Origin of the sequence: Kitasatospora sp. NPDC059462 (genome assembly GCF_042749955.1) — a bacterium.
In the GTDB taxonomy this organism is placed as follows: Bacteria; Actinomycetota; Actinomycetes; order Streptomycetales; family Streptomycetaceae; genus Kitasatospora.
Map to the genome: position 1 here is coordinate 1 of NZ_JBHYUU010000015.1, position 23550 is coordinate 23550.

22 protein-coding genes and 1 riboswitch are annotated in these 23550 nt (G+C 76.3%); of the genes, 9 read left to right on the plus strand and 13 right to left on the minus strand.

The window, feature by feature from the left end; translation table 11 throughout:
- Positions 1-115: 115 nt before the first annotated feature.
- Together ACFXAM_RS06715 and ACFXAM_RS06720 are read right to left on the minus strand one after the other, a co-directional pair.
- Entirely contained in the window at positions 116-484 is a 369-nt protein-coding gene (locus ACFXAM_RS06715) for a hypothetical protein (RefSeq protein ID WP_380288094.1), read from the minus strand.
- 223 nt (positions 485-707) lie between these two features.
- On the minus strand, positions 708-1562 hold the full coding sequence (locus tag ACFXAM_RS06720; protein WP_380288096.1) for an SDR family NAD(P)-dependent oxidoreductase: 855 nt from the start codon (positions 1560-1562) through the stop codon (positions 708-710).
- 88 nt (positions 1563-1650) lie between these two features.
- Between ACFXAM_RS06720 and ACFXAM_RS06725 the strand changes: the two genes are divergently transcribed.
- Both ACFXAM_RS06725 and ACFXAM_RS06730 read left to right on the plus strand, forming a co-directional pair.
- Complete coding sequence (locus tag ACFXAM_RS06725; RefSeq protein WP_380288098.1) at positions 1651-2139, plus strand: MarR family winged helix-turn-helix transcriptional regulator; 489 nt, start codon at positions 1651-1653, stop codon at positions 2137-2139.
- Positions 2140-2212: 73 nt separating this feature from the next.
- A complete protein-coding gene (locus ACFXAM_RS06730) occupies positions 2213-3988 on the plus strand; it encodes a SpoIIE family protein phosphatase (RefSeq protein ID WP_380288100.1) in 1776 nt (591 codons plus the stop codon).
- A gap of 243 nt (positions 3989-4231) precedes the next feature.
- Here the strand turns inward: ACFXAM_RS06730 and ACFXAM_RS06735 are convergent, their stop codons facing one another.
- The 5 genes from ACFXAM_RS06735 to ACFXAM_RS06755 all read right to left on the minus strand — a co-directional run bounded on the left by ACFXAM_RS06735 (position 4232) and on the right by ACFXAM_RS06755 (position 9826).
- Positions 4232-4432: a hypothetical protein gene (locus tag ACFXAM_RS06735; protein ID WP_380288102.1), complete on the minus strand. Its 201-nt coding sequence runs from the start codon at positions 4430-4432 to the stop codon at positions 4232-4234.
- A 253-nt stretch (positions 4433-4685) separates the two neighbouring features.
- A complete protein-coding gene (locus tag ACFXAM_RS06740) occupies positions 4686-5876 on the minus strand; it encodes a trans-sulfuration enzyme family protein (RefSeq protein WP_380288104.1) in 1191 nt (396 codons plus the stop codon).
- A gap of 119 nt (positions 5877-5995) precedes the next feature.
- Complete coding sequence (gene lepB, locus ACFXAM_RS06745) at positions 5996-6940, minus strand: signal peptidase I (protein WP_380288106.1); 945 nt, start codon at positions 6938-6940, stop codon at positions 5996-5998.
- Positions 6941-7280: 340 nt separating this feature from the next.
- Positions 7281-8360, minus strand: coding sequence for a helix-turn-helix transcriptional regulator (locus ACFXAM_RS06750; RefSeq protein WP_380288108.1), 1080 nt, complete (start codon positions 8358-8360; stop codon positions 7281-7283).
- 296 nt (positions 8361-8656) lie between these two features.
- Entirely contained in the window at positions 8657-9826 is a 1170-nt protein-coding gene (locus ACFXAM_RS06755; RefSeq protein ID WP_380288110.1) for a magnesium and cobalt transport protein CorA, read from the minus strand.
- A 365-nt stretch (positions 9827-10191) separates the two neighbouring features.
- A riboswitch (M-box (ykoK) riboswitch) is annotated at positions 10192-10373 on the minus strand.
- A gap of 294 nt (positions 10374-10667) precedes the next feature.
- On the opposite strand from ACFXAM_RS06755, the gene ACFXAM_RS06760 reads away from it, so the two are divergent.
- On the plus strand, positions 10668-12269 hold the full coding sequence (locus ACFXAM_RS06760; protein ID WP_380288112.1) for an ABC-F family ATP-binding cassette domain-containing protein: 1602 nt from the start codon (positions 10668-10670) through the stop codon (positions 12267-12269).
- 125 nt (positions 12270-12394) lie between these two features.
- Here the strand turns inward: ACFXAM_RS06760 and ACFXAM_RS06765 are convergent, their stop codons facing one another.
- The 3 genes from ACFXAM_RS06765 to ACFXAM_RS06775 all read right to left on the minus strand — a co-directional run bounded on the left by ACFXAM_RS06765 (position 12395) and on the right by ACFXAM_RS06775 (position 14741).
- Positions 12395-13153 carry a methyltransferase domain-containing protein gene (locus tag ACFXAM_RS06765; protein WP_380288114.1) on the minus strand — a complete coding sequence of 253 codons (759 nt, stop codon included), beginning with the start codon at positions 13151-13153 and terminating at the stop codon, positions 12395-12397.
- A 124-nt stretch (positions 13154-13277) separates the two neighbouring features.
- Positions 13278-13988 (minus strand): lysophospholipid acyltransferase family protein, encoded by a 711-nt coding sequence (locus ACFXAM_RS06770; RefSeq protein WP_380288116.1) that lies wholly within the window; start codon positions 13986-13988, stop codon positions 13278-13280.
- Positions 13989-14567: 579 nt separating this feature from the next.
- Complete coding sequence (locus ACFXAM_RS06775; protein WP_380288118.1) at positions 14568-14741, minus strand: hypothetical protein; 174 nt, start codon at positions 14739-14741, stop codon at positions 14568-14570.
- A 131-nt stretch (positions 14742-14872) separates the two neighbouring features.
- Between ACFXAM_RS06775 and ACFXAM_RS06780 the strand changes: the two genes are divergently transcribed.
- Positions 14873-16369 carry a bifunctional phosphatase PAP2/diacylglycerol kinase family protein gene (locus tag ACFXAM_RS06780; protein ID WP_380288120.1) on the plus strand — a complete coding sequence of 499 codons (1497 nt, stop codon included), beginning with the start codon at positions 14873-14875 and terminating at the stop codon, positions 16367-16369.
- Positions 16370-16393: 24 nt separating this feature from the next.
- Positions 16394-17254 (plus strand): class I SAM-dependent methyltransferase, encoded by an 861-nt coding sequence (locus tag ACFXAM_RS06785; protein WP_380288122.1) that lies wholly within the window; start codon positions 16394-16396, stop codon positions 17252-17254.
- A 65-nt stretch (positions 17255-17319) separates the two neighbouring features.
- Here ACFXAM_RS06785 and ACFXAM_RS06790 read toward each other — a convergent pair whose 3' ends face one another.
- A complete protein-coding gene (locus ACFXAM_RS06790) occupies positions 17320-17742 on the minus strand; it encodes a hypothetical protein (protein ID WP_380288124.1) in 423 nt (140 codons plus the stop codon).
- Positions 17743-18027: 285 nt separating this feature from the next.
- Here ACFXAM_RS06790 and ACFXAM_RS06795 point away from each other — a divergent pair, with 285 nt between their 5' ends.
- Entirely contained in the window at positions 18028-18234 is a 207-nt protein-coding gene (locus ACFXAM_RS06795; protein ID WP_380288126.1) for a hypothetical protein, read from the plus strand.
- 218 nt (positions 18235-18452) lie between these two features.
- Here ACFXAM_RS06795 and ACFXAM_RS06800 read toward each other — a convergent pair whose 3' ends face one another.
- Together ACFXAM_RS06800 and ACFXAM_RS06805 are read right to left on the minus strand one after the other, a co-directional pair.
- Positions 18453-19586, minus strand: coding sequence for a DUF6745 domain-containing protein (locus ACFXAM_RS06800; protein ID WP_380288128.1), 1134 nt, complete (start codon positions 19584-19586; stop codon positions 18453-18455).
- 107 nt (positions 19587-19693) lie between these two features.
- Positions 19694-20020, minus strand: a complete 327-nt coding sequence (locus ACFXAM_RS06805) for a hypothetical protein (RefSeq protein WP_380288129.1) — start codon at positions 20018-20020, stop codon at positions 19694-19696.
- Positions 20021-20260: 240 nt separating this feature from the next.
- On the opposite strand from ACFXAM_RS06805, the gene ACFXAM_RS06810 reads away from it, so the two are divergent.
- The 3 genes from ACFXAM_RS06810 (at position 20261) to ACFXAM_RS06820 (ending at position 23536) form a co-directional block, all read left to right on the plus strand.
- The gene (locus tag ACFXAM_RS06810; protein WP_380288131.1) at positions 20261-21214 is read left to right on the plus strand and encodes an STM4015 family protein; all 954 of its coding nucleotides are present in this window, start codon (positions 20261-20263) and stop codon (positions 21212-21214) included.
- Between the two features lie 83 nt (positions 21215-21297).
- Complete coding sequence (locus ACFXAM_RS06815; RefSeq protein ID WP_380288133.1) at positions 21298-22275, plus strand: STM4015 family protein; 978 nt, start codon at positions 21298-21300, stop codon at positions 22273-22275.
- Between the two features lie 10 nt (positions 22276-22285).
- Positions 22286-23536, plus strand: a complete 1251-nt coding sequence (locus ACFXAM_RS06820; RefSeq protein WP_380288135.1) for an STM4014 family protein — start codon at positions 22286-22288, stop codon at positions 23534-23536.
- The last annotated feature ends 14 nt before the right edge of the window (positions 23537-23550 follow it).

Sequence of the window (23550 nt, forward strand, 5' to 3'; positions counted from 1 at the left end):
GCCCCCGGGGCCGGGGCGGCGGGGGGGGGCGGGCCCGGGGGGGGCCCGCCCGGCACCCTCCCGCGCGCGGGCGCCGCTCCCCGCCACGGCGGTCGTGGGCCGTGAACGGCCTCGGTCAGCGGAGGAGCCCGGGACGGAGCGACTCGATCCAGGACGCGAAGTCCGCGGACTCGACCTCGAAGTCCCCGGGCTCCAGATCGCCCAGGTCCGATGCGTACACGGCGGAGCCCGGGTCGTCGGTGCGCAGGAGGAACCCCCGGCCGCCGCTGTCGTCGCCGACGAGGACGAAGCCCGGGGCGTACCGCGCGACCTCGTAGGTGGCGTTGCGTTCGCCGATGCACCCGGCCGGGTACACCGTCACACCGGCCTCGGTCATCAGGCCGTCCGTCACCCTCCACAGGGCCACCAGCGGGGCCGGCAGCCCCGGCCCGCGTCCGGCCCCGGCCGGTGCGGGCGCCGCCGCCCCGGGAATCGGCTCCGTCATGTCGAGGCCACTCCGGCCGACACCAGCAGCGACAGCAGGGCCGCCCACCGCAACGGCGCGACCAGCCGGCGGGAGAGAGGGTTGACGCGCGTAGTCACAGCCACGCATCGTTCCAGCGGCGCCGACGGCGGGTCAATGATCCTCAGGTGAACATGACGACCTTCGCTTCACGCTTCCCGCGCAGGCCGTTCACCCGCGCCCCCGAGGGGCGCCGACCGCCGGCTCAGGCCACCCAGCCGGCCGTGAGGCCCTGCACGGCGGAGCCGTCGAGGTCGGCGAGCTTGGCACCGACGAAGGCGCGGGCGCGCTCGGAGGTCTGCAGGCGGAACGGCGGCCGTTCGGCGGTGAGGGCGTCGAGCACGGCCCCGGCGGCCTGCTCCGGGGTCTGCGCCTGGTCGAAGGCGGCCCGGGTGCGCGCCGCATAGGCGTCCAGGGCGGGCGCGTAGGGGCCGGCGGCTTCCAGCAGGGCGGGCAGGTCGATGCCCTGGCTGGCGACGAACTCGCTGGCCACCGCGCCGGGCTCGACGACGGTGACGGCGACCCCGACGGTCGCGGCGACCGGGGCGAGCGACTCCATGAAGCCCTCCACGGCGAACTTCGCCGCGCAGTAGGCCTCGTTGAAGGGCTGGCCGACCACCCCGCCGACGCTGGTCACGGTCACCACCCGCCCGCCGCTCGCCCGGAGGTGCGGCAGGGCGGCACGGGTCACCTCGACCACGCCGAAGTAGTTGACCTCCATGGCCTCGCGGACCGGGCCGAGGCCGTCCTGCTCGACGGTGCCGACCCGCCCGGCACCGGCGTTGTTGACCACGGCGTCCAGCCGGCCGTGCCGGTCGAGCACTCCCGCCAGGCACGCGGCGACGGACCCGGCGTCGGTGACGTCGAGCCGGGCGACCTCCACCCGGCCGGCGACCCCGGCCGCCCCGGCGGCCTCCAGCAGCGCACCGCGGCGCCCGGGGTCGCGCATGGTGGCGACGACGCGGAAACCGGCACGGGCGGCGGCCACCGCGGCGGCGAGACCGATGCCGCTGGAGGTGCCGGTGATGAGGACGATGCGGTCGATGCGGTCGCCGGTCACGGCGGCTCCTTCTCCCAGGACTTATGTGCGTGCACACACACCATAGCAGGATGCGTGCACGCACACGCAAAAAGGTAGGCTGACCGGCATGGCGCAGCGCACCGACCTCACCCTGGGAGACCTCACCGCCCGCGACCACGCCTTCTACGGCCTGGTCTGGGCCGGCACCACCCTGAGCACCCGGGTCGACCAGGCCCTCACCCGGGCCCACGACCTGCCGCTCTCCTGGTTCGAGGTGATGCTCTGGCTGCACGCCCAGGACGGGCCGGTGGCCGCCTCCGACCTGGGCGCCAAGACGCTGCTCAGCCGCAGTCAGGTCTCCCGGGTCGCCGACGCGCTGCAGGCGCGCGGCCTGGTCGAGCGCGCCCCCTCCCCCACCGACGCCCGCTCGGTGCGGATCGCGCTGACGCCGGAGGGCCGGCAGCTGTTCGCCGCCGCCGACGCGACCCGTCGCGCGGCGCTCGCCGAGGTCTTCGACGACCGCCTCGACGACGCCGACATCGCCGCGCTGGAGCGCGTCTGGGCCAAGCTCAAGCGGCCGGCCGGGGCCTGGGCGCCCCCCCGGGCGGGCCTCTAGCGGAAACCCGCCGACCGGTCAACCACCGGCCACTGCGTGGGCGTGCCGCGCCCCGACGCGTGATCATGGAGCCATGCGGTTCGGGCACGACGACGGAGGAGAGGGCGGCACCACGGCGGGCGCGGACAGGGCGGCGCTCGCGGCGGCGGCCGCCGCGCTCGCCGCCACGGGCGCCGGAACCACCGACAGCGACGACCCGGATCCGATCGGTGAGCTGATCGACGTCCTGCCGGCCGGAGTGGCCCTGCTCGACGCGGACCTGCGCTGGCGCTACCTCAACCCCGCGTTCACCACGGTCACCGGCCTGCGCCGGGCCGACCTGCTGGGCCGGCCCGCCGGGGCGACGGCGTTCGCGGGCGCCGTCGCCCCGCTGCGCCGCGTCCTGGCCGACGGGCGCGACCGCGAGTGCGCCACCGGCGCGCCGGACGGTCCGGGCCCGCCCGTACCGGCCGGCCTGCGGGTGCGGTACCGGCCGCTGGGTTCCGGCGGCCGCGTCACCGGCGTCCTGGTCCTGGTGCTGGACGACCCCGAGCCGGTCCAGGACCTGCGGCACGAACTGGCCCGGGCCCGGACGCGCCTGGCCCTCCTGGAGGCCGCCGCCGAGCGGATCGGCACCACGCTGGACGTCGGCACCACCTGCGCCGAGCTGGCCGCGTTCGCCGTTCCCCGGCTGGCCGAGCTCGCCACCGTCGACGTGCTGCCGCCGGACGCCGACGCCCGCACCGGTCGCACCCCGGGGCGCCGCTTCCACCGGGCCGCGCTCGACCTCGCGGACGGGCTGCGCCCGGCCGCCGACCGCCTGCCCCGCCCCGGGGAGTCGGTGCGCCACCGGGAGGGATCGGTGGCCGCCCGCGCGCTGGCCTCCGGGGTCGCCGTACTGCTCGCGCCGCGCACCGCCGGGGAGCTGGCAGAGGCCGCGCCCGACCAGGCCTCGGCCGCCGCGTACCGCGCCGCCGGGGTGAGCTCGCTGCTGGTGGTGCCGCTGACCGCGCGGGGCCGGGTGGTCGGACTGCTGACGCTGGCCCGCACCGCCGCCTCCCCCGGTTTCGGGCCCGACGACGCGGTGCTGGTCGGCGACCTCGCCGCACGCGCCGCCACCGGCATCGACAACGCGCGCCGCTACAGCCGTTCCCAGGGCATCGCGCTCGACCTCCAGCGCGCCCTGCTCAGCGAGCCCGGCCATCCGCACCAGAACCTCGAACTCGCCTCCCGCTACCTGCCGTCCGGCGCCAGCTCGGTGGTCGGCGGCGACTGGTACGAGACCGTCCGGCTGCCGTTCGGGCGGACGCTGCTGGTCATGGGCGACGTCATGGGCCACGGCGTCGAGGCGGCGGTCGACATGAGCAGCTACCGCGCCACCCTGCGCGACGTCGCCGGGACGGACCTTCCGCCGCACCGGATCCTGCGTCAGCTGGACACCGTGATCGCCGCCAACGAGTCCGCCCGGCCGGCCACCTGTCTGCTCGCCCTCGCCGACCCGGGCCGGGGCCGCTGGACGTTCTCCAGCGCGGGCCACCTCCCGCCGGCCCTGATCGCGCCCGGGCGGCCCACCGAACTGCTGCGGATCCCCACCGGGCCCCCGCTCGGCACCGGGCTCGGCGGCTACCAGCAGACCGGGCGCGACCTGCTGCCGGGCGAGACCCTGCTGCTCTACACGGACGGCCTGGTGGAACGGCGCGGGGAGGACATCGACGTGTCGCTGGCCCGCCTCGCCGCCCTGCGCCTGCCCGCCGCCGGGTCGCTGGACGACCTGCTGGACGCCGCGCTGCGCGGCGTCGGCCCGGACACCTCCGGCCCGGCGGAGGACGACATCGCCGTCCTGGCGGCCCGGCCCCGGCAGCGGCCGTAGGACCCGCCCTCACACCCCCGCCTGCCGGGCGACGCGCCCCGGCCTCCGGCGAGGAGGTGCCCCCGCCTCCGCCCTGCGGTGCACGCGCCCGGACGCCGCCCGCCCTCCCTCCGAGCGGGACGACGGGGGTGTGAGGACGAGCCCTGGAGGGGCGGTCCGCTCCGTCGAGCCCCCGGGCGCGTGCCACTGAGGGCCCCGGCGGCCCGGCGGGCCCCGGCCGCTGCCGGGGCCCGCGCGGTCGGGTCAGGCCATACAGGCGGCCCACTGGGTGCGGGCGAAGGCCTCGCCGCCGGCCCAGTAGTTGACGTTCCACGCCGCCGTGCAGCGCTCCATCTTCGACAGCGGCCGGGGATAGGCACTCGCCTGGGTCCCGGTGGCCAGGACGAGCACGGGGGCCAGCACGGCCGCGGCGGCCGCGGCGGCGGCCAGTCGGCGAATCCTCATGGGTGTGACTCACTCCTTCGAGACGGGCGGGCGCTGCGGCGCCGGCTCCGCGCGGACGACGCGCGGTGGAGGCCCGGGCGCCCGATCGGGGGTCGGCTCCGTGCGCCGAATCCTGGCAGCCTCCGCCGTCACGGGGACATCCCACGATCCTGGGATGTCCCCGGCCCCGGCCCGGCCCTGCCTCGCCGCAGTGCCTCGCCGCAGTGCCTTGCCGCAGTGCCTCGCTGCGGCGTCGTCGCGTCGTCGCGGCGGCTCAGAGTCCCGCGAGGGCCTGCTCCAGATCGGCCCGGATGTCCTCCGGGTGCTCGATGCCGACGGCGATCCGGACGGTGCCCGGGCCGATGCCGGCGGCGGCCAGTTCGTCGTCCGACAGCTGGCGGTGCGAGGTGCTGGCCGGGTGCAGGACCAGGGTGTGCACGCCGCCCAGCGAGGGGGCGAGCGAGGCGAGCCGGACGGCGCCGACGAAGGTGCGGGCGGCCTGCCGCCCGCCCGCCAGGTCGAAGGCGAACACCCCGCCCTGGCCGTCCGGCAGCAGCCGGCGGGCCCGCTCGTGGTCCGGGTGGCCGGGCAGGCCCGGGTGGTGCACGCGGGCGACCGCCGGGTGCGCGGCGAGCCGGCCGGCCAGGTCGAGCGCGGTCTCGTTCTGCCGGCGGACCCGCAGGCCCAGGGTCTGCATGCCGCGCAGGGTCAGCCAGGCGGCGAACGGGTCGAGCGCGGCGCCCTGTTCCACCGCGTGGTGCCAGACGCGGTGGTGCAGTTCGGCGTCGGCGAAGACGGCGAGCCCGGCGAGGACGTCGGAGTGGCCGCCGAGGTACTTGGTGGCCGAGTGGATCACGAGGTCGGCACCGTGCTCGATCGGGCGGCAGAGCAGCGGGGTGGTGAAGGTGTTGTCCACCACGCTGAGCACGCCGGCCTCGCGGGCCGCGCCGATCAGCCCGGGCAGGTCAGTGACGCGCGCGGTGGGGTTGGAGACGGTCTCCAGGTACAGCAGGCGGGTGGTCGGGCGCAGCGCGGCGCGCACCTCCTGCGGATCGTCGCCGCGTACGTGGGTGACGCTCACGCCCCAGCGCGCGGCCAGGTCGGCGAGCGCCGCGAAGGTGCCGCCGTACAGGCTCTGCTGGGCGATCACGTGGTCGCCGGAGCGGAGCAGCGCGCTCAGCACGGTGGTGATCGCGCCCATGCCGGAGGCGGCGGCCAGCGCTTCCTCGCCACCCTCCAGGTCGGCCACCGCGCGTTCCAGCGAGCGGACGGTGGGATTCCCGTAGCGGCTGTAGAAGTACGCCCCGCCGGGGCCGCCGAAGGCGTCCGCGAGGGAGTCGCTGTCGGGGAAGGCGAACACGTGGCCCTGGTGCAGCGGCACGCCCAGCGGGCGGCTGCCGGCCGCCTCCTCGACGGGCGGGTGGACGATCCGGCTCTCGGGGCGCAGCCCGTGGTGGTCGCTCATGCCCCCATGCTGGCCCGGTGCGGCGGAAGCGGAACAGGTCCAATCCCGCCCCGGTGGCCTCGAACCACCGCCCGGTGCGTCCCGGCGCACCGGGCTCCCCCGGGCCGCACCGGAGGACGTCAGCGGCCGTCGCCCCCCGCCCGCCGGGCCCGGCGCCACCCCCGGAGCGCGAACGGGACGACCGCGGCCATCGCGACGGCCTCCGGGGCCGACGGCCCGGCCGGCCCGGCCTCGCCGCGCGGCGCGCCGCCCGACGCCAGGCCCTGCTTGTCGAAGGTGTCCGGCACCGGCAGGGTGTCCCAGCGCGACAGCGGCCAGGCGATCACGAACGCCCGGCCGACCACGTTCTTCACCGGGACGAAGCCGTTGCCCGGCTCGTTGACGTGGAAGCGCGAGTCGCGGGAGTCGTTGCGGTGGTCGCCCATCACCCAGAGGTGGTCCTTGGGGACGGTCACCTCGCCGACCGGCGCGTCGTCGCACGGCGTCGAGCCCGGGAAGAGGTACGGCTCGTCCAGCGCCACCCCGTTGACCTTCACCGGGCTGCCCTGGCGGCACTCCACCGTGTCGCCGCCGACCGCGATCACCCGCTTGATCAGGTCCTTCTCGTCGTCGGACGGCAGCAGGCCCACGGTGCTGAAGACCGTACGGATGCCTTCGGCGAGGGCGTTGCCCTTCTCCCGCGGCACCGTGTCCAGCCAGCCGCCCGGGTCCTTGAAGACCACCACCTCGCCGCGTTCCGGCTCGGCGCCGAACCAGGGGGTGAACTTGTCGACCAGGACCCGGTCGTTCTTCTCCAGCGTGTGCTGCATCGAGCCGGAGGGGATGGAGAAGGCCTGGACGAAGAAGGTCTTGATGCCCAGCGAGAGCAGCAGGGCGATGCCGATCAGGATCGGCAGCTCCTGCCAGAGCGGCCGCTTCTTCCTGACGGTCCTCCTGCGCCTGCCCCTGCCCCTGCCGGCGCCGTCCTCCCGGCCGTCCTCGCCGTTCTCCTCCGGCCCGCCCGGGCCACCCGGACCGCCGGGACCCCCGGGGCCCCCGGCGGCGGTCGCGGTCGCGGCGGCCACCGGGGCGGCGACGGCCCTCGCCTCCCCCGTTTCCGGTCCCGCCGCGCCGACCGGACCACTCGCCGGACCGCCGACCGGACCGCCCACCGGGCCACTCGCCCGGCCACTCGCCGAGCGACTCGTCGGGCCGGAGCCCGTACCGGCCTCACCGCTGCCCGCCGAACCCGCGGTCTCCTCGATGCTCATCCCTGGCCCCCTCCGGACGGCCCGGCGGGCCCCGCCGCGGGACCCCCCGTTGTCAGCTAACGAACGGTGGTTCCCGCCGACCCGTCAGAACGTACACCCGTGCACCGGTGCCCACCACGGCCACCCGGTCCGGCCGCCCGGCCCGGTGCCGCCGCTACGCCGTCCCGCCCGCGAGCATGATCCGCGCGACCAGCTCACGGCGGCTCGCCACCCCGGCCTTGGCGAACACCGACTTCAGATGGTCCTGCACGGTGTACGGCTTCATCGCCAGCAGCCGTGACACGTCCCGGGTGTCGCACCCGCGCACCAGCAGCAGCGCCACCTCCTGCTCCCGCGCCGTCAGCCCGTACGCGGAGAGGTAGAGCGGCATCGCGTCGGCGGGCGTCGCCGGGGTCGCCACCACCGTCACCTCGCCCTCGCTGCCGCCCTTGAGCGCCGAGCCGTGCAGCACGTACCAGCGGCCGCCGCCGTCCTGCACCCGGATCTTGCACTGCGGCGCGGCCAGTCCGCGCGCCGCCCGGCGGGCGTGCTCGGCGGCCACCGCGAACGCCGTCGGCACGCCGAGCGAGGTCCGGCTGGGGTCGGCCAGCCGCCCCAGCAGCTCCTCCGCCGGGCCGGAGAGCGCGAGCGGCCGGTTCGCCGGACCGAGCACCACCACGGCCGGGCCGTCGTCCCCCGGCCCGCCCGGCTCCGTCTCCCACCGGCCGTCCCCGGTGACCGGCGGCACGTGGCAGGCCCGCAGCGCATTGCCCAGGTGGCGGGCGGCCAGGTCCGCGAACTCGCGCTGCTGGGCCAGGTACGGCCCCCGGTCGGCCGCCCGCATGAACGCCGCGCAGCCCCACATCCCGCCGTGGGCGTCGAACACCGCCCGCAGTTCGTCGCCGAAGCCGGCCGGGCCGATCAGCTCGCGGAACCGCGCGCTGTCCGCCAACCGCCCCTTGGTCGCCCGGCTGAGCGTCTCCGCGCGGACGCCGCTGCGACGGATGGCGGGGAACGTCGCCACGTCGTCCGCCCACACCTCCAGACGCACGGCGTCCGCGAACCCGGCGAGGCTCAGGTCGTCGCTCAGCACCGAGGTCACCAGCCCGGTCGCCGGGTCCGCCGAGTGCCAGCAGACCGCGTCGTACTCCAGGAGCGGGCGGAGCAGTTCGTCGGCTCTGCGGAACACCTTCTCGGCCGTCAGCCCCGCCGCTGCGAGCTCCCGGATCCCCCCGATCGCCTGTTGCGCCGCCATCCCACGTGCTCCACGTGATCCCATGGTCCGGAAGTTAGCAGGCACACCGACCACCGGCCCATGCACCGGCAGGCGGATCCGATCTCCGTCTTCAGAAGGTCCCGTGGCGGCGCGGCCTCATCCTCATGAACGTCCGAACCGGACCCGACAGTGCCGCCCCGGGAGTTGACACGCGCAGCCCGCCCCTTCGGCATGACTGCCCGTCATATCGCCCCACCCGGCCGGGAACCCGTCGCGGCGGCAGTCCTCCGGAGCAGCCGCCGCGCGTCCCCGCCCGGCCCCGGACCGGCGGGCCGTCAGAGCCAGTCGCGGCGCTTGAAGATCAGGTAGAGGCTGGTGCAGACGAGGGCCATCAGGGCGATCGCGAAGGGGTAGCCGAAGGCCCAGTGCAGTTCCGGCATCTCGTCGAAGTTCATGCCGTAGACGGTGCCGATCAGGGTGGGGGCGAAGAGGATGGCCGCCCAGGAGGAGATCTTCTTGATCTCGTCGTTCTGGGCGTGGCCGGCCTCGGCGAGTTGCTTCATCTCCTCGTTCTGGCGCTGGGAGACCAGGGTGGCGTTGACGGTGAGGATGTTCTGCAGCATCTGGCGGAAGCCGTCGACCCGTTCGGCGGCGTAGGTGGCGTGGTCGGCGACGTCGCGCAGGTAGCGCTGGAGCTCCTCGTCGGTGCCGTACTTGCCGAAACCGGCCTCCAGGCTCTTCATGATCTCCAGCAGCGGCCGGGTGGCGCGCTGGAACTCGATGACCTCGCGGGAGAGTTCGTAGATGCGCCGGGACACCTGGGGGTCGCCGCCGAACACCTCGGTCTCGATCTCGTCGATGTCGTGCTGGAGGCCGGCGATGACCGGGGCGTAGCCGTCGACGACGGCGTCGAGCACCGCGTAGAGGACGGCCTCGGGGCCGAGCGCCAGCAGTTCGGGGTCGGACTCCAGACGGCGGCGGACGGCGGAGAGGTCGGGGGCCTGGGAGTGGCGGACGGTGAGGACGAAGTCGGGGCCGACGAACAGGTGGATCTCGCCGAAGTCGACCTCCTCCACGTCGTCCAGGTAGCGGGCGGCGCGCAGCACCACGAACAGGGTGTCGCCGTAGCGCTCCAGCTTGGGCCGCTGGTGGGCGACGATGGCGTCCTCGACGGCCAGTTCGTGCAGGTTGAACCGCTCGGCGGCCTCCAGCAGCTGGGCCTCGGCGGGGCGGTAGAGCCCGATCCAGGCCATGGTGCCGGGCTTGCCGGGCAGTTCGCGGTAGACGTCGGCCAGGTTGGCGGACGACTGCACCCGGTGGCCGTCGCGGTAGACGGCCGCGTCGACGACGGAGCGCTCCAGGCTCACCTGCTCGGCCGGCTGGTCCGGGCGCGGGTCCATGGAGTGCTCGGGGGCGGGCAGGGGCGCCGCGCCGCCGGACGGGGAGACGGGACGGGAGAAGGGACGCTTGCTCGCGCGCACGGCGCGCACACGCCAGTCGGACATGTCGGGGTACCTCCGCGGTTCGGTGGCCGCCGCACCCCGGACGTGGCAGGTCACGGGTGCGGGGGCGGGCGGGAGGCGCCCGGCCGTCCTCCACCGCGCACGGCGCCCGGGCCGCGCACGGCCGCACCGGGGTCAGCGGCGGGCGGTGCGGCGGCGGGGGTCGGGAGCGGTACGGGAGGAGGGGTGCCGGGTGCCGGGAAGAGTGAGGGACGTCCTGGGGCGGGGCCGACTTCGACCCGGACTGCCACTGCACTCCACTGCTCTCACCTCCTCGCCGTCGGGGCGCCCTCGAAGGGTCGCCGTTCCCGGGCCATCAGGAGGATCCACGCACCGGGGCGGGCGCACGCGGGCGCCACGACGGCGGGTGGGCACCCCTGATCTCGTCAGAGCTTTGGCACGCCACGGCGTAGCGCCCCGGCTTCCCGGGGTGCAGCCACTTGGGGTCACCCCTTAGGCCGGGGAGACCTGTCCTGACCCTGGGCGTCTCTCGACGTCGTGGGGTCAGTGGCCTGTGTCCGTGGCGACGCCTCACCGAACGAGGTGCCTTCACAACCTCCACGAGTCTAGTACCCGCCGGAGGCTTCCTTCGACCGGGGGTCGGGCGGCGGCCCTCCGCCGGGCGCGTCCGGCGGCACCGCCCCCGCCTGACGCCGCGTCACCCGTGCGCCGTCCGGGCGGCGCCGCCCGGGGCGGGGCGGACCCGGTCCCCGGGAAAACCGCGTGCGTCCGCCCCGCGTCGCGGACTACCCTCGGCCCCATGTCGACGCCCCGCATCTCCTAGCCGACGGACCCGCCTCCACGCCACCCGTGTGTCCGTTTGCTGTTACGGAGCGTCATCCCCTTGATCACCACCCGTGGTGTCGACGTGCGCGTCGCCGCCCGCCTGCTGCTGTCCGACATCACCCTCCACATCGCCCCCGGCGACCGCATCGGCCTGGTCGGCCGCAACGGTGCCGGGAAGACCACCCTGCTCGCCACGCTGGCCGGACGGCTGCGCCCGGCCGCCGGCACCGTCACCCGCACCGGCCCGGTCGGCCACCTCGCGCAGGACTCCCGCGCCGCCGACCCGGCCGTGAGCGTCACCGACCGGATCCTGTCCGCGCGCGGCCTGGACACCGCCGTCCAGGAGCTGCGCGCCGCCGAGCACGCCATGGCCACCGCCGCCGACGAGCGCGGACAGCGCCGCGCCATGGCCGCCTACACCTGGGCCGAGGCCGAGTTCCAGGCCCGCGGCGGCTACCCGGCGGAGGCCGAGGCCGCGCGGGTCGCGGCCGGCCTCGGGCTGCCCGACCGGGTGCTGGACAGCCCGCTCGGCGCACTCTCCGGCGGCCAGCGGCGCCGGGTCGAGCTGGCCCGGATCCTCTTCGCCGACCACGGCACCCTGCTGCTCGACGAACCCACCAACCACCTCGACGCGGACGCCGTCGGCTGGCTGCGCGGCTACCTGGCCGGCTACCCGGGCGGGCTGGTCATGATCAGCCACGACGTGCCGCTGCTCGCCGCCACCGTCAACCGGGTGTTCCACCTCGACCCGCAACGCGCCACGATCGACGTCCACAACACCGGCTGGGCCGCCTACCTGGCGCAGCGCGCGGCCGACGAGCGCCGGCGCGCCCGCGAGCGGGCCAACGCCGAACGCAAGGCCGCCGCCCTGCACGCCCAGGCCGACCGGATGCGGGCCAACGTGGCCACCGCCGTCACCGCCCGCTCGATGGCCCGCCGGGCCGACCGGATGCTCGCCGCGCTCGAACCCGTCCGCCGCGCCGAGCACACCGCGCGCATCCGGCTGCCCGAGCCGGCGTCCTGCGGCCGGATGCCGCTCGGCGCGGTCTCGCTCACCAAGTCCTACGGCGGACGCGTCGTGCTCGACCGGCTCGACCTCGCCGTCGACCGGGGCAGCCGGCTCGTCGTGCTCGGCCCCAACGGGGCGGGCAAGACCACCCTGCTGCGGATCCTCGCCGGCCGGGAGGCCCCGGACGGCGGGCGCGTCGTGCCCGGGCCCGGGCTGCGGCTCGGCTACTTCGCCCAGGAGCACGACACCCTCGATCCGGGCCGCACCGTCCGGGAGAACCTCGCCTCGGCCGCGCCCGGGCTCGGCGACGGCGACGTGCGGAACGTCCTCGGCGCGTTCCTGTTCCGGGGCGACGACGCGGACAAGCCGGCCGGGGTGCTGTCCGGCGGCGAGAAGACCAGGCTCGCGCTGGCCGGGCTGGTCCACTCGGGCGCCAACGTGCTGCTGCTCGACGAGCCCACCAACAACCTCGACCCGGCCTCCCGGGCCGAGGTGCTGGCGGCGGTCGGCGGCTACCCGGGCGCGATCGTGCTGGTCACCCACGACCCGGGGGCGGTGGAGGCGCTGCGGCCGGACCGGGTCCTGCTGCTGCCCGGCGGGGACGAGGACCTGTGGAGCGAGGAGTACCTCGACCTGGTCGCCGAGGGGTAGGCCGGCCGGGTCTCCCCGGCGCCGGGGGCCGGTGCCGGGGGGCGGTGCCGGGGAGCGGTGCCGGGGAGCGGTGCCGGGGAGCGGTGCCGGGGAGCGGTGCCGGGGAGCGGCGGCCCGGGGCGGTGTCAGGGTTTGCGCGCCTCGATGAGGAACCGGGCGGAGTGGGCGACGAACGGCCCCTCCGCCCGGATCAGGGCGTCCAGCTCGCGCAGCCGCGCCCAGTGCGCCTCGACGGTGATACCCGGCACCATCCAGATCACCTTGCGCAGGAACCAGACCACCGCGCCGATGTCCAGGAACTCGACCCGCAACCGCTCGGAGCGCAGGTCGACCACCTCCAGCCCGGCGGCCCGGGCGGCGGCCGCGGCGTCCTCGGGCCGCCGGGCCCGGCGCGCCTCCGGCTGGGGCCCGAGGAAGAACTCGACCAGCTCGAACACCGAGGCCGGCCCCACGTGCTGGGCCAGGTAGCTCCCGCCGGGGCGCAGCACCCGGGCGATCTCCGCCCACCACACGGTCACCGGGTGACGGCCGGTCACCAGGTCGAAGGCGTCGTCGGTGAACGGCAGCGGGGGCTCGTCCGGGTCCGCCACCACGACGGCGCCGAGCGGGTGGAGCACGGCGCTCGCCCGGGCCAGGTTCGGCGGCCACGCCTCGGTGGCGGCCATCGTCCGGGGGAACCGGTCCGCGACACCGGCCAGCACCTCCCCGCCGCCGGTCTGCACGTCCAACGCCGCCGAGGCACGCGCCAGGCGCTCCCCCAGCATCCGCTGATAGCCCCAGGACGGGCGCTCCTCGGTGGCCCGGCCGTCCAGCCAGGAGAAGTCCCAGCCGTCGACCGGGGCCCGGGCCGCCTCGTCCACCAGCTCCTCGAACGTACGCTCCATGCCGCCCATCCTGCCCCGTCCGCCCCGGACCCGCCCCACGGCCGGGCGGCGATCAGCCCCTTGCCGCAGAGGTCACGGAAGTGCGGCGATCGGCCCGGCCGGCGGTGGTCCGGAGCCGGCCGGCTCACGGCTCCCCGGGTGACCCCGCATCCCACCCGGCGCGGCGGGCGGCGACCGTCCAGGCGGCGGTGACGGCGTGGTGGGCCCGGGCGGTTGCCTCGGCGGTGTCGGCCGGGAGGCGCAGGGGGGCGCCGAGGTGGACGTGGAGGGTGGGGCGGCGGACGGGCGCGGTGGCGAGGCCGGCGAGCTGCTTCACCGGACCGCCGGAGGTGAGCCGGCGGGACCCGGCCTGGCCGAGCGGGACCACCGGCGCTCCGGTGGCCCGCGCCAGCCGGGCCAGGCCGCTGCGGAACGGGCGGGGCGGCTGTTCCCCGGAGTCGCGGCGGCGGGGCAGCCCGCCCTCGCCGTAGATCAGCACGACCCGCCCGGCGGCCAGTGCCTCGGCCGCCGCGTCGAGCGACTCCGCCGCCCGCGCGGTGCCCCGGTGGACGGGTATGTGGCCCTCCCGGCGCAGTGCCGGGCCGAGTACGGGGATCCGCCACAGCCCGGCGGTGGCCAGGACCACCGGCCGGGCGCCGAGCCGGTGCAGGGCGGCGAGCACGACGGCGGGGTCGGCGAGCGAGGTGTGGTTGGCGGCGACGATGCTGCCCGGCGCGGGGCCGGCGGAGTCGGCGGAGTCGGCACCAGCCGCGACGTGGGCGCCGTCGGCGGTCTCGGCCGTGATCTGCAGGCGGCCGAAGGCGGGCAGGAGAAGGGCGGAGGCGCGGCTCAGCATGGCGGTGACGTCGGTCCTCGGTGACGGGTGCGGGGGTCCTGTCGGCCAGTCTGCGCGGGCCCGCCGGACGGCGCCTGAGTACCCGTACTCAGCCCGGTGCGGACAGTACCCCGGGTCGGGCCTGCAGCGGGAGCACCATCCCCTCCTCGGCCGCGATCACCTCGCCCGGAAAGGCGCTCCGGGCGTCTGCGGTCGAGCGCGTGCGGTCGCCGCCGGGCCCCGCGACGGGTCGCCCCTGCCCCGGCCTCCACGGCACTCGTCGGGTGGGGGTCGCCACCGTCGGCGGACGGTCCCTGGAGCGTGGCGCCGGCGATGAACAGGTCCGCTTCCGCGGCCGGCCGGGCGAGGGCGGGGTCCGGTCCCGCGTCGCCGCTGCAGGCGAGGGTCGGACCCGGCGCGGTCAGCCGCACTCCGGCGTGCGGAACGTGATACGGCAACAGCGCGGTGTCGAGCCGGAACGGTCCCACCCGGTGGCTCGACGGAAGCGGGTGCACGTCGGGGACGTCGAGCAGGTCCTCCGATCACGCCGGGCGCGCAGTACAGGGGCAGGCGCGCGCGGCACAGCGGACCGACGTCCGCTCAGTGGTCGGGGTGCTCGTGCGTGATCACGACCGCGTCCACGTGTCCGCCGGGGCAGTGCTCCGGCAGTCGCGGGAACGTCGCGTGGCCGAGGTCCGGCACCAGCCGGAAGCCGTCGTACTCCAGCCGGAAGCCGCTGGCCCCACGCGTCCCCGGTACGGTCGGTCCGCGCACCGGCCGATGCCCTCACGGGTGGTCCACCGCGCCCCGAGGACCTGTGCGGTGACCGCGACGTCCGGGCCGGGGCCGTGCTCCGGCGCCGCTCGCCCGGCGTGATCGGGGGGAGTTGGCCTAGGGTAGGGCGGATGAGGCGACTGGACGTGATCGATCAGACCCTGTTCCAGCGGATCGCCGTGGCCCGCCGCCCGTTCGGCGCCGGGTCGCGGCTCGGGCCGTGGCTGCGCGGACTGAGCCGGGCCGCCGACCACGGGGTGCTGTGGTTCGGCGCGGCCGCGGTGCTCGGGGCCGTCGGCGGGCGGTCCGGGCGGCGGGCGGCCCTGCGCGGGGTGGGTTCGCTGGCCCTCGCGTCGTCGGTGGCCAATGTGGCGGCCAAACAGCTCACCCGCCGGCCGCGTCCGCTGCTCGACCCGGTGCCGGCCGCCCGGCGGCTGCTCCGCCAGCCGGTCACCACCTCCTTCCCCTCCGGTCACTCGGCCTCCGCCGCGGCCTTCGCCACGGCCGTCGCGATCGAATCGCCGGTGGCGGCCGCCGTGGTGGCCCCGGTGGCGCTCGCGGTCGGGGCCTCCCGGGTGTACACGGGAGCGCACTACCCGGGCGACGTCCTGGCGGGGTTCGCGCTCGGCTCCTCGCTCGCGGCGCTCACCCTGCGCTGGTGGCCCCGCTCCAGCGACGTGCCGCCGTCGGCCGCGCCGCCGCGCCGGCCGGCCCCGGCGCTGCCCGAGGGGGCGGGCCTGTCGGTGGTGGTCAACTCCGGTTCCGGCAACGGCGCGCTGACCTCCGACGGCCCCGAGGAGACGGCTGCCGCCCTGCGCGCGCTGCTTCCCCGGGCCGACGTCCGGCTCTGCGGGCCCGGGGACGACCTGCCCACGCTGCTCGCCGAGGCCGCCGACCGGGCCGCGGAGGCCGGCGGAGCGCTCGGCGTCTGCGGGGGCGACGGCAGCGTCAACCTGGCCGCCGGGCTGGCCGTCGAACGGAACCTGCCGCTCGCCGTCTTCCCCGGCGGGACCCTCAACCACTTCGCGCTGGACCTCGGCATCGACGGCATCGAGGCGACCGCCGCCGCCGTGACCGCCGGGCGGGCGTGCGGGGTGGACCTCGGCCTGGCCGCCGACGACACCGAGCGCCGCCACTTCCTCAACACGTTCAGCCTGGGCGTCTACCCCGAACTGGTCCGGGTGCGCGAGGCGTTCGAGGACCGGCTGGGCAAGTGGCCGGCGCTCGCGGTCGCCACCGCCCGGGTGCTGGCGAGCGCCGAACCGGTCACCGTCCGGGCCGGCGGGCGCGAGCGCCGGCTCTGGCTGCTGTTCGCCGGCAACGGCGCCTACGACCCGCCGGGCTTCGCCCCCACTCACCGGACCGGCCTCGCCGACGGCCTGTTGGACGTCCGGGTGGTCGACGGCGGACGGCCGTTCGCCCGGACCCGGCTCGCCGCCGCGTTCCTGTCGGGGACGCTCGCCCGCTCCCGGGTGTACCACGCCGCCCGGATCCGGGCCCTCGACCTCGAAGCCCTGGGCGACGCCGACCGGATCGCCGTCGACGGCGAGTCCGTTCCGGCCGCCGGCGCCCTCCGGCTGGCCAAGGCCCACCGGGCCCTGACCGTCTACCGGCCCGGGAGGGACTGACCGGGGCACCGGTACCGTGGCCGCATGAGTGATCCTGGCCGCGACGACGAACCGACCGGTCCGACCGGTCCCTCCGTCGCCCCGCTCCGCTCCCTCACCCGCTTCTACGACCGGCTGGCCGCCGGCTACCACCTGGTGTACGCCGACTGGGAGGCGAGCGTCGCCGAGCAGGGCGCGAGTCTCGACGCGCTCCTGCGCGCCCGGCTCGGCGACGCCCCCGCGGACGTGCTCGACTGCGCCTGCGGCATCGGCACCCAGGCGCTCGGGCTGGCCGCGCGCGGTCACCGGGTCACCGGCACCGACCTCAGCCCGGTGTCCGCCGCGCGGGCCGCGCGCGAGGCGGCGGCGCGCGGGCTGCGCCTGCCCACCGCGGCCGCCGACATGCGCCGGCTGCCCTGCCCGGACGGCCGTTTCGACGCCGTGGTGTGCGCCGACAACGCGCTGCCGCACCTGCTCACCGCCACGGACGTGCGCGCCGCTCTCGCCGAACTGCGCCGGGTGCTGCGCCCCGGCGGACTGCTGATGCTCTCCACCCGCCCCTACGACGACCTCCGGCGGGACCGGCCGACGGCGACGGAGCCCCGGGTGTCGGTGGACGGCGACGGCCGGCGGGTCGTCTCCTTCCAGCTGTGGCACTGGCACGAGGACGGCGAGCGGTACGACCTGGAACTCTTCCGGCTCACCGGGCCGCCGGACGGGAACGACCAGGACTGGGGCCCGGTGAGCGTGCACCGCGCCACGTACTGGGCGCTCACCCGGGACCGGCTCGCCCGGTTCGCCGCCGAGGCGGGCTTCACCGCCGTGGAGTGGCAGCCGCCCGCCGCCACCGGCTTCTTCCAGCCGGTCCTGCTCGCCCGCGCCGGACGGCCCGTCGGCACCGGCTGACGCGATCGCGCACAGGGTCCAGCACCCGCCCGGCCGGCCGGCACCGTCCGGCGCGTTCCAGGGCATCACTCCAGCTCGACGTCCTGCGCACCGTCGATCAGGTTGACCGGGCCGGAGATGTCACCGGTCACCGACTGGTTCCCGACGGGAGCCGCGTACGCGGCCGGGGTGGTGCCCGGAGGGGGTGGAGCGCCCGGCGAACCGCTCTTGATCCTGACGTTGCCGTCCGCTCCCCGCACCAGGTTCACGGACCCTCGCACGTTCGCCGCGACGTGCTGACCGCCGGCCCCGGCCCCACCTCCGGCCCGGTGCTGGAGCACCAACCCCCAGACGGTCACCGCCAGGGCGGCCACGGCGACGAACAGTCCCGTCACGCCGGCCACCCAGCTGGACTTCTCCCACCCCACGCTGCCGAAGTACCCGATGAGGCCGCCCGCGGCAGCCACCGCCACGGTTCCGCCCGCCCATGCCATCACTCTTCCCGACATGGCAGCATCATCGGCGATGCGCCGGGCCGGTGGCGTGGGATCGCGGCCGCATGCACTCGATCGGGACATCCGCGTGACGGACTCGTCATTTCCGCCCCAGGCCAGCCGTATGATCATCCGCTAGAACGATCGCCGAGTGACCCTCCATTCGATGCAAACCCTGCTCAACGACGGGCTCGGCCCGGACGACACGTTCAGCAACCCGTTCGGGTGACATTCCTTTCTATGACGCGGCGCCGGTATCTAGGGTTCGAAGTACCGTTGGTCCACGAAGGGATAACCATCATGTACCGCACCGTCCGTACGTTCGCCGTCCTCCTCGCCGCCGTCGGCGCCGTTTCCCTGCCCACCCAGGCCTTCGCCGACGAGGTGACGGTCAACACCACGACCATCACCGTCATCGGCACCGGCAACCAGCTCGCCGGCGGCGAGATCACCAACGTCGGTGGCGACGCCGTCATCGGCTCCTTCGACGGCATCGACGTCCACTGATCCCACCGCTGCACCGAACCCGCACCGCCCGCGCCCGTCCCAGGCGCGGGCGGTGCCGCGCGCCCGGGCGGGCGTCAGGCGCGGCCGCCGAACGGCTGCCGGGGCGCCCGGCCACCCCGTTCGCCGGATGGGCCCGGCGGAACGCCGCCGCCTTCCGGTGACCGGGCCCGGTCCCGCGCCGCCGACCGGAGCGGGCCGTACGGCGGAGCACCACGCGCTCAGGTCTCGCGCTGCGGGTGGTACTCCGCCTCGGTTATGCCGAAGGTCCAGGCCACCCCGGCGCGGGCGGTCATCGTGGTCGGCGGCACCCGCAGCCAGTAGGTGCGGAAGGTGCCGTCGGGCTCGGCGGTCGAGTTGACCACCTCGACCATCACCACCGACTCGTCGGCGGGCAGGTCGATCCGCCAGAGCCGGCCGGTCTCGTCCTGGTGCACCGGGACGGCTCCGGCGTCGGACAGGTAGCGCTCGTAGCCGTAGTGCTCCAGCAGGACGCGGCGCAGCTCGGCGTTCTCCTCGGTACGGATCCGCTCGACGGTGACGTCGCCGAGCCCGGCGAGGAAGTCGGCGGGCACCGGCATGCCACGCCAGGCGTGCAGGTCGAAGCCGTCGGAGTAGGCCAGGGCCGGGCCGTCGGCGTGGTCGAGCCGGCCCGCCTCGTCGCGGTGCAGCGCCACCGGGCGCTCGCTGATCAGCACCACGTCCGCGTACGGCCACCACCAGCCGGCGCCGCGCGCGACCTCGGCCAGCGCGGCGATCGCCCCGCCCTCGGGGCCGCCCGGCGCGCCGGGCGCCGTGCCCAGCACCCCGGCCGCCTCGAAGGCGGCGAACCAGGGCGCGTCGTGCTGACCGCGCACGGCGTCGAGCAGCGCGATCCGGACCGTGGTCCGGCGCTCGCGGGCGGCCTCGATCACGTCGTCCTCGTCGTTCTCGGTGTCCGGCTCGGGCGCGAGCCGGTCGAGGACGGCCCCGCGGATCCGGTCGGCCAGCGCGTTGGTCACCGGGCCGAGCTCGGCGCCGGTCAGCGCCCACAACGGCGCCCAGCCGACCGCGCCGGTCCGCTCGACGGCCTGCCGGCGCACCGCGTCCCACGGCAGGGTCCGCACCGCCTCGCGCACCGTCACGGCGCCCGCCGCCCGCAGCTCCAGCGCCGCCTCCACGGCCGCCAGCGGCGAGCCGAACCACCGGACGGCGGCCGGTTCGGCCAGGCCCACGGCCCGGTACGCGGCCCGCACCGCCCGCTCGACGCCGGCCCGGTCCGCCGGGCCGGTGGCGGCCGCCGCCGCCCGCCAGCGGGCCGTCACCCCGGCCGCCCCGCCCGCCGCGGGGGCCGGTGCCGTCTGTCCAGTCACCATCACACTCTCCGTTCCCGCCCGGGCACCCCGCCCGGCCGTGCCGCGGGCGCCGCGCGCCCGCCCCGATCCATGTCCCTCGTCCGCGCGCCCCGGCGCGCCGCCGTCCGTCAGTCCGCGACCATCCGCACCGCGCCCGGCACGTACTCGCGCTGGCGGACCACCCGGTACCAGCCCTTGGGCAGCGGGATGGCCGCGTGTTCCTCGTGCACCACCCGGCCGCCCTCCGGCAGGTGCAGCCACGCCGTGCCGAGCTCCCCCGACTCGCGCCGCAGCTCCCCCGGGCCGACCACGGCGTGCGCGTGGCCCGTGACCTCGCCCAGCGCCAGCACCAGCCGCCCCCGGGTGTCCCGGGGCTGCGCGGCCAGCGACCCCACCCGGGCCGGCACCGCCTCCTCCACCACCGGCACCATCAGCACATCTCCTTGACGGAACATCAGCCCTCCCTGACCGACTCGACGACGCAGCGCAATCCCACGCCACGGACCCTAGGGCAGGGGTCCGACAACGACGCCCGGTGCCCGGGTGACGGCGGTGCCGCACGGGGCCGGCGGGACGCCCGGGGACTGCCGGGGAGGGAGCGTACAACGCGCCCGGGCGAGGCCCCCGGCACCGGATTGTCGGTCGGGGCTGGTAGACACTTGTTCGGCCCGCACCGACCCTCCGAGGAGCAGCGCATGACGGTCAACAACCACATCGAGGAGTTCCACGGCCTTCCCGTCTTCGACTTCGTCGCGGCCGTCGACGGAGGCTCCGAGCTGCCCGAGCCGGCCGCCGCGGCCTGGAAGATCGCCGTCGAGTTCGAGGCCGAGGAGGACTGGGCGGCGCGCTGGCGGCAGTTCCTGGACCGCGTGGACAGCACCCGGGTGACCGCCGTGGTGGTCGGCGAGTGGTCGCAGGACGGACCGGAGAGCTTCGCCGGGCCGCTGGCCGCGATCCTCGGCGCCGCCGAGCGGCTGCCCGCCCTGCGCGGCCTGTTCATCGGCGACATCACGTACGAGGAGAACGAGATCTCCTGGATCGACATGACCGACGTGACGCCGGTCCTGACGACCTTCCCGCTGCTCACCGAGCTGGTCGTGCGCGGCGCCTCCGAGGAGTCGGTCGAGGGCGACGGCGTCGGGCTCCGGCCGGTGCGGCACGAGCACCTGCGGGCACTGCGGTTCGAGTCCGGCGGCCTGCCCGCCGCGGTGCCGCAGGCGGTCGCGGCGAGCGAACTGCCCGCGCTGGAGCGGCTGGAGTTCTGGCTCGGGGTGGCGAACTACGGCGGCACCACCCGGCTGGAGGACCTCCAGCCGTTCCTGGAGGGCGCGCGCTTCCCCGCGCTGCGCCACCTCGGCCTGCAGAACAGCGAGATCCAGGACGAGATCGCCGCCGCCCTCGCGCACGCCCCGGTGGTGCCCCGGCTGGAGTCGCTGAACCTGTCCATGGGCGTGTTCACCGACCAGGGCGCGACGGCGCTGCTGGAGGGCCAGCCGCTCACCCACCTCACGTCCCTCGACCTGCACCACCACTACCTCACCGAGGCCATGCAGCAGCGGCTGCGCGAGTCGCTGCCCGGCGTGGCGATCGACCTCTCCGAGGCCGGCAAGCCGGACGACCGGTGGCGCTACGTCGCCGTGGCCGAATAGCCCGCGGGCCGGCCCGCCGTCGACCCGCTCCTCCCGTCCGCTCCAGCGCCGCCGTCCGCATCCACCCAGCACCAGCACCAGCCATGCCGCCCAGGGGGGCACCCGTGTTCATCACCAACCACGCCGACCGCTTCCTCGACCTGCCGGTCGTCAACCTCTCGCTCAACGAGCCCGACAGGCACCGGCGGCGTCTGCTGACCGACGAGCTGCCCGCGGCGGACGCCGCCGCCTGGCGGCTGTCGGTCGGCTACGGCGCCGAGCAGGGCTTCGACGAGCTCTGGTCGGCCTTCCTCGGCGCGGTCGACCCGGCCGGCGTCCGGGCCCTGCTCATCGGCCCCTGGTGGATGCGGGACTACGGGCCGGTGGCCGACACGCTCGCCCGGATCGTCGCCGACGCCGAACGGTTCCCCGCCCTGGAGGCGCTGTTCATCGCCGATGTGACCTCCGAGGACTGCGAGATCTCCTGGCTGGAGATGTCGGACGTCACCCCGGTCCTGAAGGCCTTCCCGGGGCTCACCGAGCTGGTCGTGCGCGGCGGCAACGGCCTGCGCCTCGACCCGGTGCGCCACGACCGGCTGACCGGTCTGAGGTTCGAGAGCGGCGGGCTGCCGGACGACGTGGTGCAGGCCGTCGCGGCGTGCGAACTGCCCGCGCTGGAGCGCCTGGAGCTGTGGTTCGGCGCGGACGAGTACGGCGGTGACGCCACGATCGGCGACCTCGCGCCGATCCTGGCCGGCACCCGGCTCCCGTCGCTGCGCCACCTCGGCCTGGAGAACAGCGAGTTCCAGGACGAGATCGCGGCCGCCGTCGCGCACGCGCCGGTGGTGGCGCAGCTGGAGTCGCTCAGCCTGGCGATGGGCGTGCTGAGCGACGACGGCGCCGCGGCGCTGCTCGACGGGCAGCCGCTCACCCACCTCACGTCCCTCGACCTGCACCACCACTACCTCACCGAGGCCATGCAGGAGCGGGTGCGCCAGGCCCTTCCGGGCGTGGACGTCGACCTCTCCGACGCGGAGGAGGACGACGAGGACGAGTGGCGCTACGTCGCGGTGGCCGAGTAGGCGGGCACCGATGCTGACGACCACCCCCCGGAGCGCCGGCCCCCGGAGCGCCGACCGCGCCCGTGCCCCGCAGCCCGCCGGGCCGGAGCGCCCCGCCCGGCCGGAGCACCGGCTCCCGCCGGACGGGCGGCTGACCGTGCTCGGCAACCCCGGCCACCGCCGGGTGACGCTGTTCGCGGCCGCCGCCCGGGCCGCCGGGCTGCCCGAGCCCGCCGTCCTGTCCTGGCTCGACCTGCTGCGCGGCGCGTACCGGCTGCCCGAGGGCACCGTGCTGCGGATCGAGTCGCCCGGCGAGGACGAAGCGGTGGATGCGCTGCTGCGCGGACCGGCGCTCGGCGGGCAGTACGCGCCGACCCGGGTCGAGGGCGGCGCCGCCTGGTACGCCGGGGTGACGGCCGCGCTGCGCGCGCTGGCCGGCGCCCCCGGGGTGCGGCTGCTCGGGGACCCGGAGGAGATCGCCGTGATGTTCGACAAGCGGCGGGCGCACGCGCTGCTGTCGCGCGCCGGCGTGCCGGTGCCGCGCGCGCTCGGCGGGGCCGCCGTCACGGGCTGGGAGGACCTCCGCGCCCGGCTGGACGCCGAGGGCCTGCGCCGGGTGTTCGTCAAACCCTGCCACGGCTCCTCCGCCTCGGGGGTGGTGGCGCTGGAGTTCGGTCCGCGCGGCCAGCTGCGGGCCACCACCTCGGTGGAGCTCGCCGACGGGCGGCTGCACAATTCGCTGCGCGTCCGCCGCTACCGGGAGGAGCGGCTGGTCGCGGAGCTGGTCGACCGGCTCGCCCCGGACGGCCTGCACGTCGAGCAGTGGGTGCCGAAGGCCTCCCAGTCGGGCCGCTCCGCCGACCTGCGGGTCGTCGTGGTCGCCGGGCGGGCCACCCACGCGGTGGTCCGCACCAGTGCCCAGCCGATGACCAATCTGCACCTCGGCGGCGCCCGGGGCAGCCTGGAGCTGGCCCGGGAGGCCGCCGGACCGGCCTGGCCCGACCTCCTGGAGACGGCGGAGCGGGCGGCCGCCTGCTTCCCGAACTCCCCGGTGGTCGGCGTCGACGTGCTGCCGACCGCCGCGTGGCGGCGGACGGTGGTCGGCGAGGTCAACGCCTTCGGTGACCTGCTGCCCGGCCTCACCGGACTGCCCGGCGGCCCCGCCGAGGGCCTCGACACCTATGCCGCCCAACTCGCCGCCCTCGGCGCCGCCCCCGGCGGGCGCGCGCCCCGGCCGGCACCCGAACCGACGATCCACCCACGTACGGAACAGCCCCGATGAACCACCGCGTCAGC

What these genes read in the sequence shown, in the direction of transcription:
- ACFXAM_RS06715 (WP_380288094.1), bottom strand. Translation starts at nt 484, where the DNA reads ATGACGGAGCCGATTCCCGGGGCGGCGGCGCCCGCACCGGCCGGGGCC.
- ACFXAM_RS06725 (WP_380288098.1), top strand. Translation starts at nt 1,651, where the DNA reads ATGGCGCAGCGCACCGACCTCACCCTGGGAGACCTCACCGCCCGCGAC.
- ACFXAM_RS06730 (WP_380288100.1), top strand. Translation starts at nt 2,213, where the DNA reads ATGCGGTTCGGGCACGACGACGGAGGAGAGGGCGGCACCACGGCGGGC.
- ACFXAM_RS06735 (WP_380288102.1), bottom strand. Translation starts at nt 4,432, where the DNA reads ATGAGGATTCGCCGACTGGCCGCCGCCGCGGCCGCCGCGGCCGTGCTG.
- ACFXAM_RS06740 (WP_380288104.1), bottom strand. Translation starts at nt 5,876, where the DNA reads ATGAGCGACCACCACGGGCTGCGCCCCGAGAGCCGGATCGTCCACCCG.
- ACFXAM_RS06750 (WP_380288108.1), bottom strand. Translation starts at nt 8,360, where the DNA reads ATGGCGGCGCAACAGGCGATCGGGGGGATCCGGGAGCTCGCAGCGGCG.
- ACFXAM_RS06755 (WP_380288110.1), bottom strand. Translation starts at nt 9,826, where the DNA reads ATGTCCGACTGGCGTGTGCGCGCCGTGCGCGCGAGCAAGCGTCCCTTC.
- ACFXAM_RS06765 (WP_380288114.1), bottom strand. Translation starts at nt 13,153, where the DNA reads ATGGAGCGTACGTTCGAGGAGCTGGTGGACGAGGCGGCCCGGGCCCCG.
- ACFXAM_RS06770 (WP_380288116.1), bottom strand. Translation starts at nt 13,988, where the DNA reads ATGCTGAGCCGCGCCTCCGCCCTTCTCCTGCCCGCCTTCGGCCGCCTG.
- ACFXAM_RS06780 (WP_380288120.1), top strand. Translation starts at nt 14,873, where the DNA reads ATGAGGCGACTGGACGTGATCGATCAGACCCTGTTCCAGCGGATCGCC.
- ACFXAM_RS06785 (WP_380288122.1), top strand. Translation starts at nt 16,394, where the DNA reads ATGAGTGATCCTGGCCGCGACGACGAACCGACCGGTCCGACCGGTCCC.
- ACFXAM_RS06790 (WP_380288124.1), bottom strand. Translation starts at nt 17,742, where the DNA reads ATGTCGGGAAGAGTGATGGCATGGGCGGGCGGAACCGTGGCGGTGGCT.
- ACFXAM_RS06795 (WP_380288126.1), top strand. Translation starts at nt 18,028, where the DNA reads ATGTACCGCACCGTCCGTACGTTCGCCGTCCTCCTCGCCGCCGTCGGC.
- ACFXAM_RS06800 (WP_380288128.1), bottom strand. Translation starts at nt 19,586, where the DNA reads ATGGTGACTGGACAGACGGCACCGGCCCCCGCGGCGGGCGGGGCGGCC.
- ACFXAM_RS06805 (WP_380288129.1), bottom strand. Translation starts at nt 20,020, where the DNA reads ATGTTCCGTCAAGGAGATGTGCTGATGGTGCCGGTGGTGGAGGAGGCG.
- ACFXAM_RS06810 (WP_380288131.1), top strand. Translation starts at nt 20,261, where the DNA reads ATGACGGTCAACAACCACATCGAGGAGTTCCACGGCCTTCCCGTCTTC.
- ACFXAM_RS06815 (WP_380288133.1), top strand. Translation starts at nt 21,298, where the DNA reads ATGCCGCCCAGGGGGGCACCCGTGTTCATCACCAACCACGCCGACCGC.
- ACFXAM_RS06820 (WP_380288135.1), top strand. Translation starts at nt 22,286, where the DNA reads ATGCTGACGACCACCCCCCGGAGCGCCGGCCCCCGGAGCGCCGACCGC.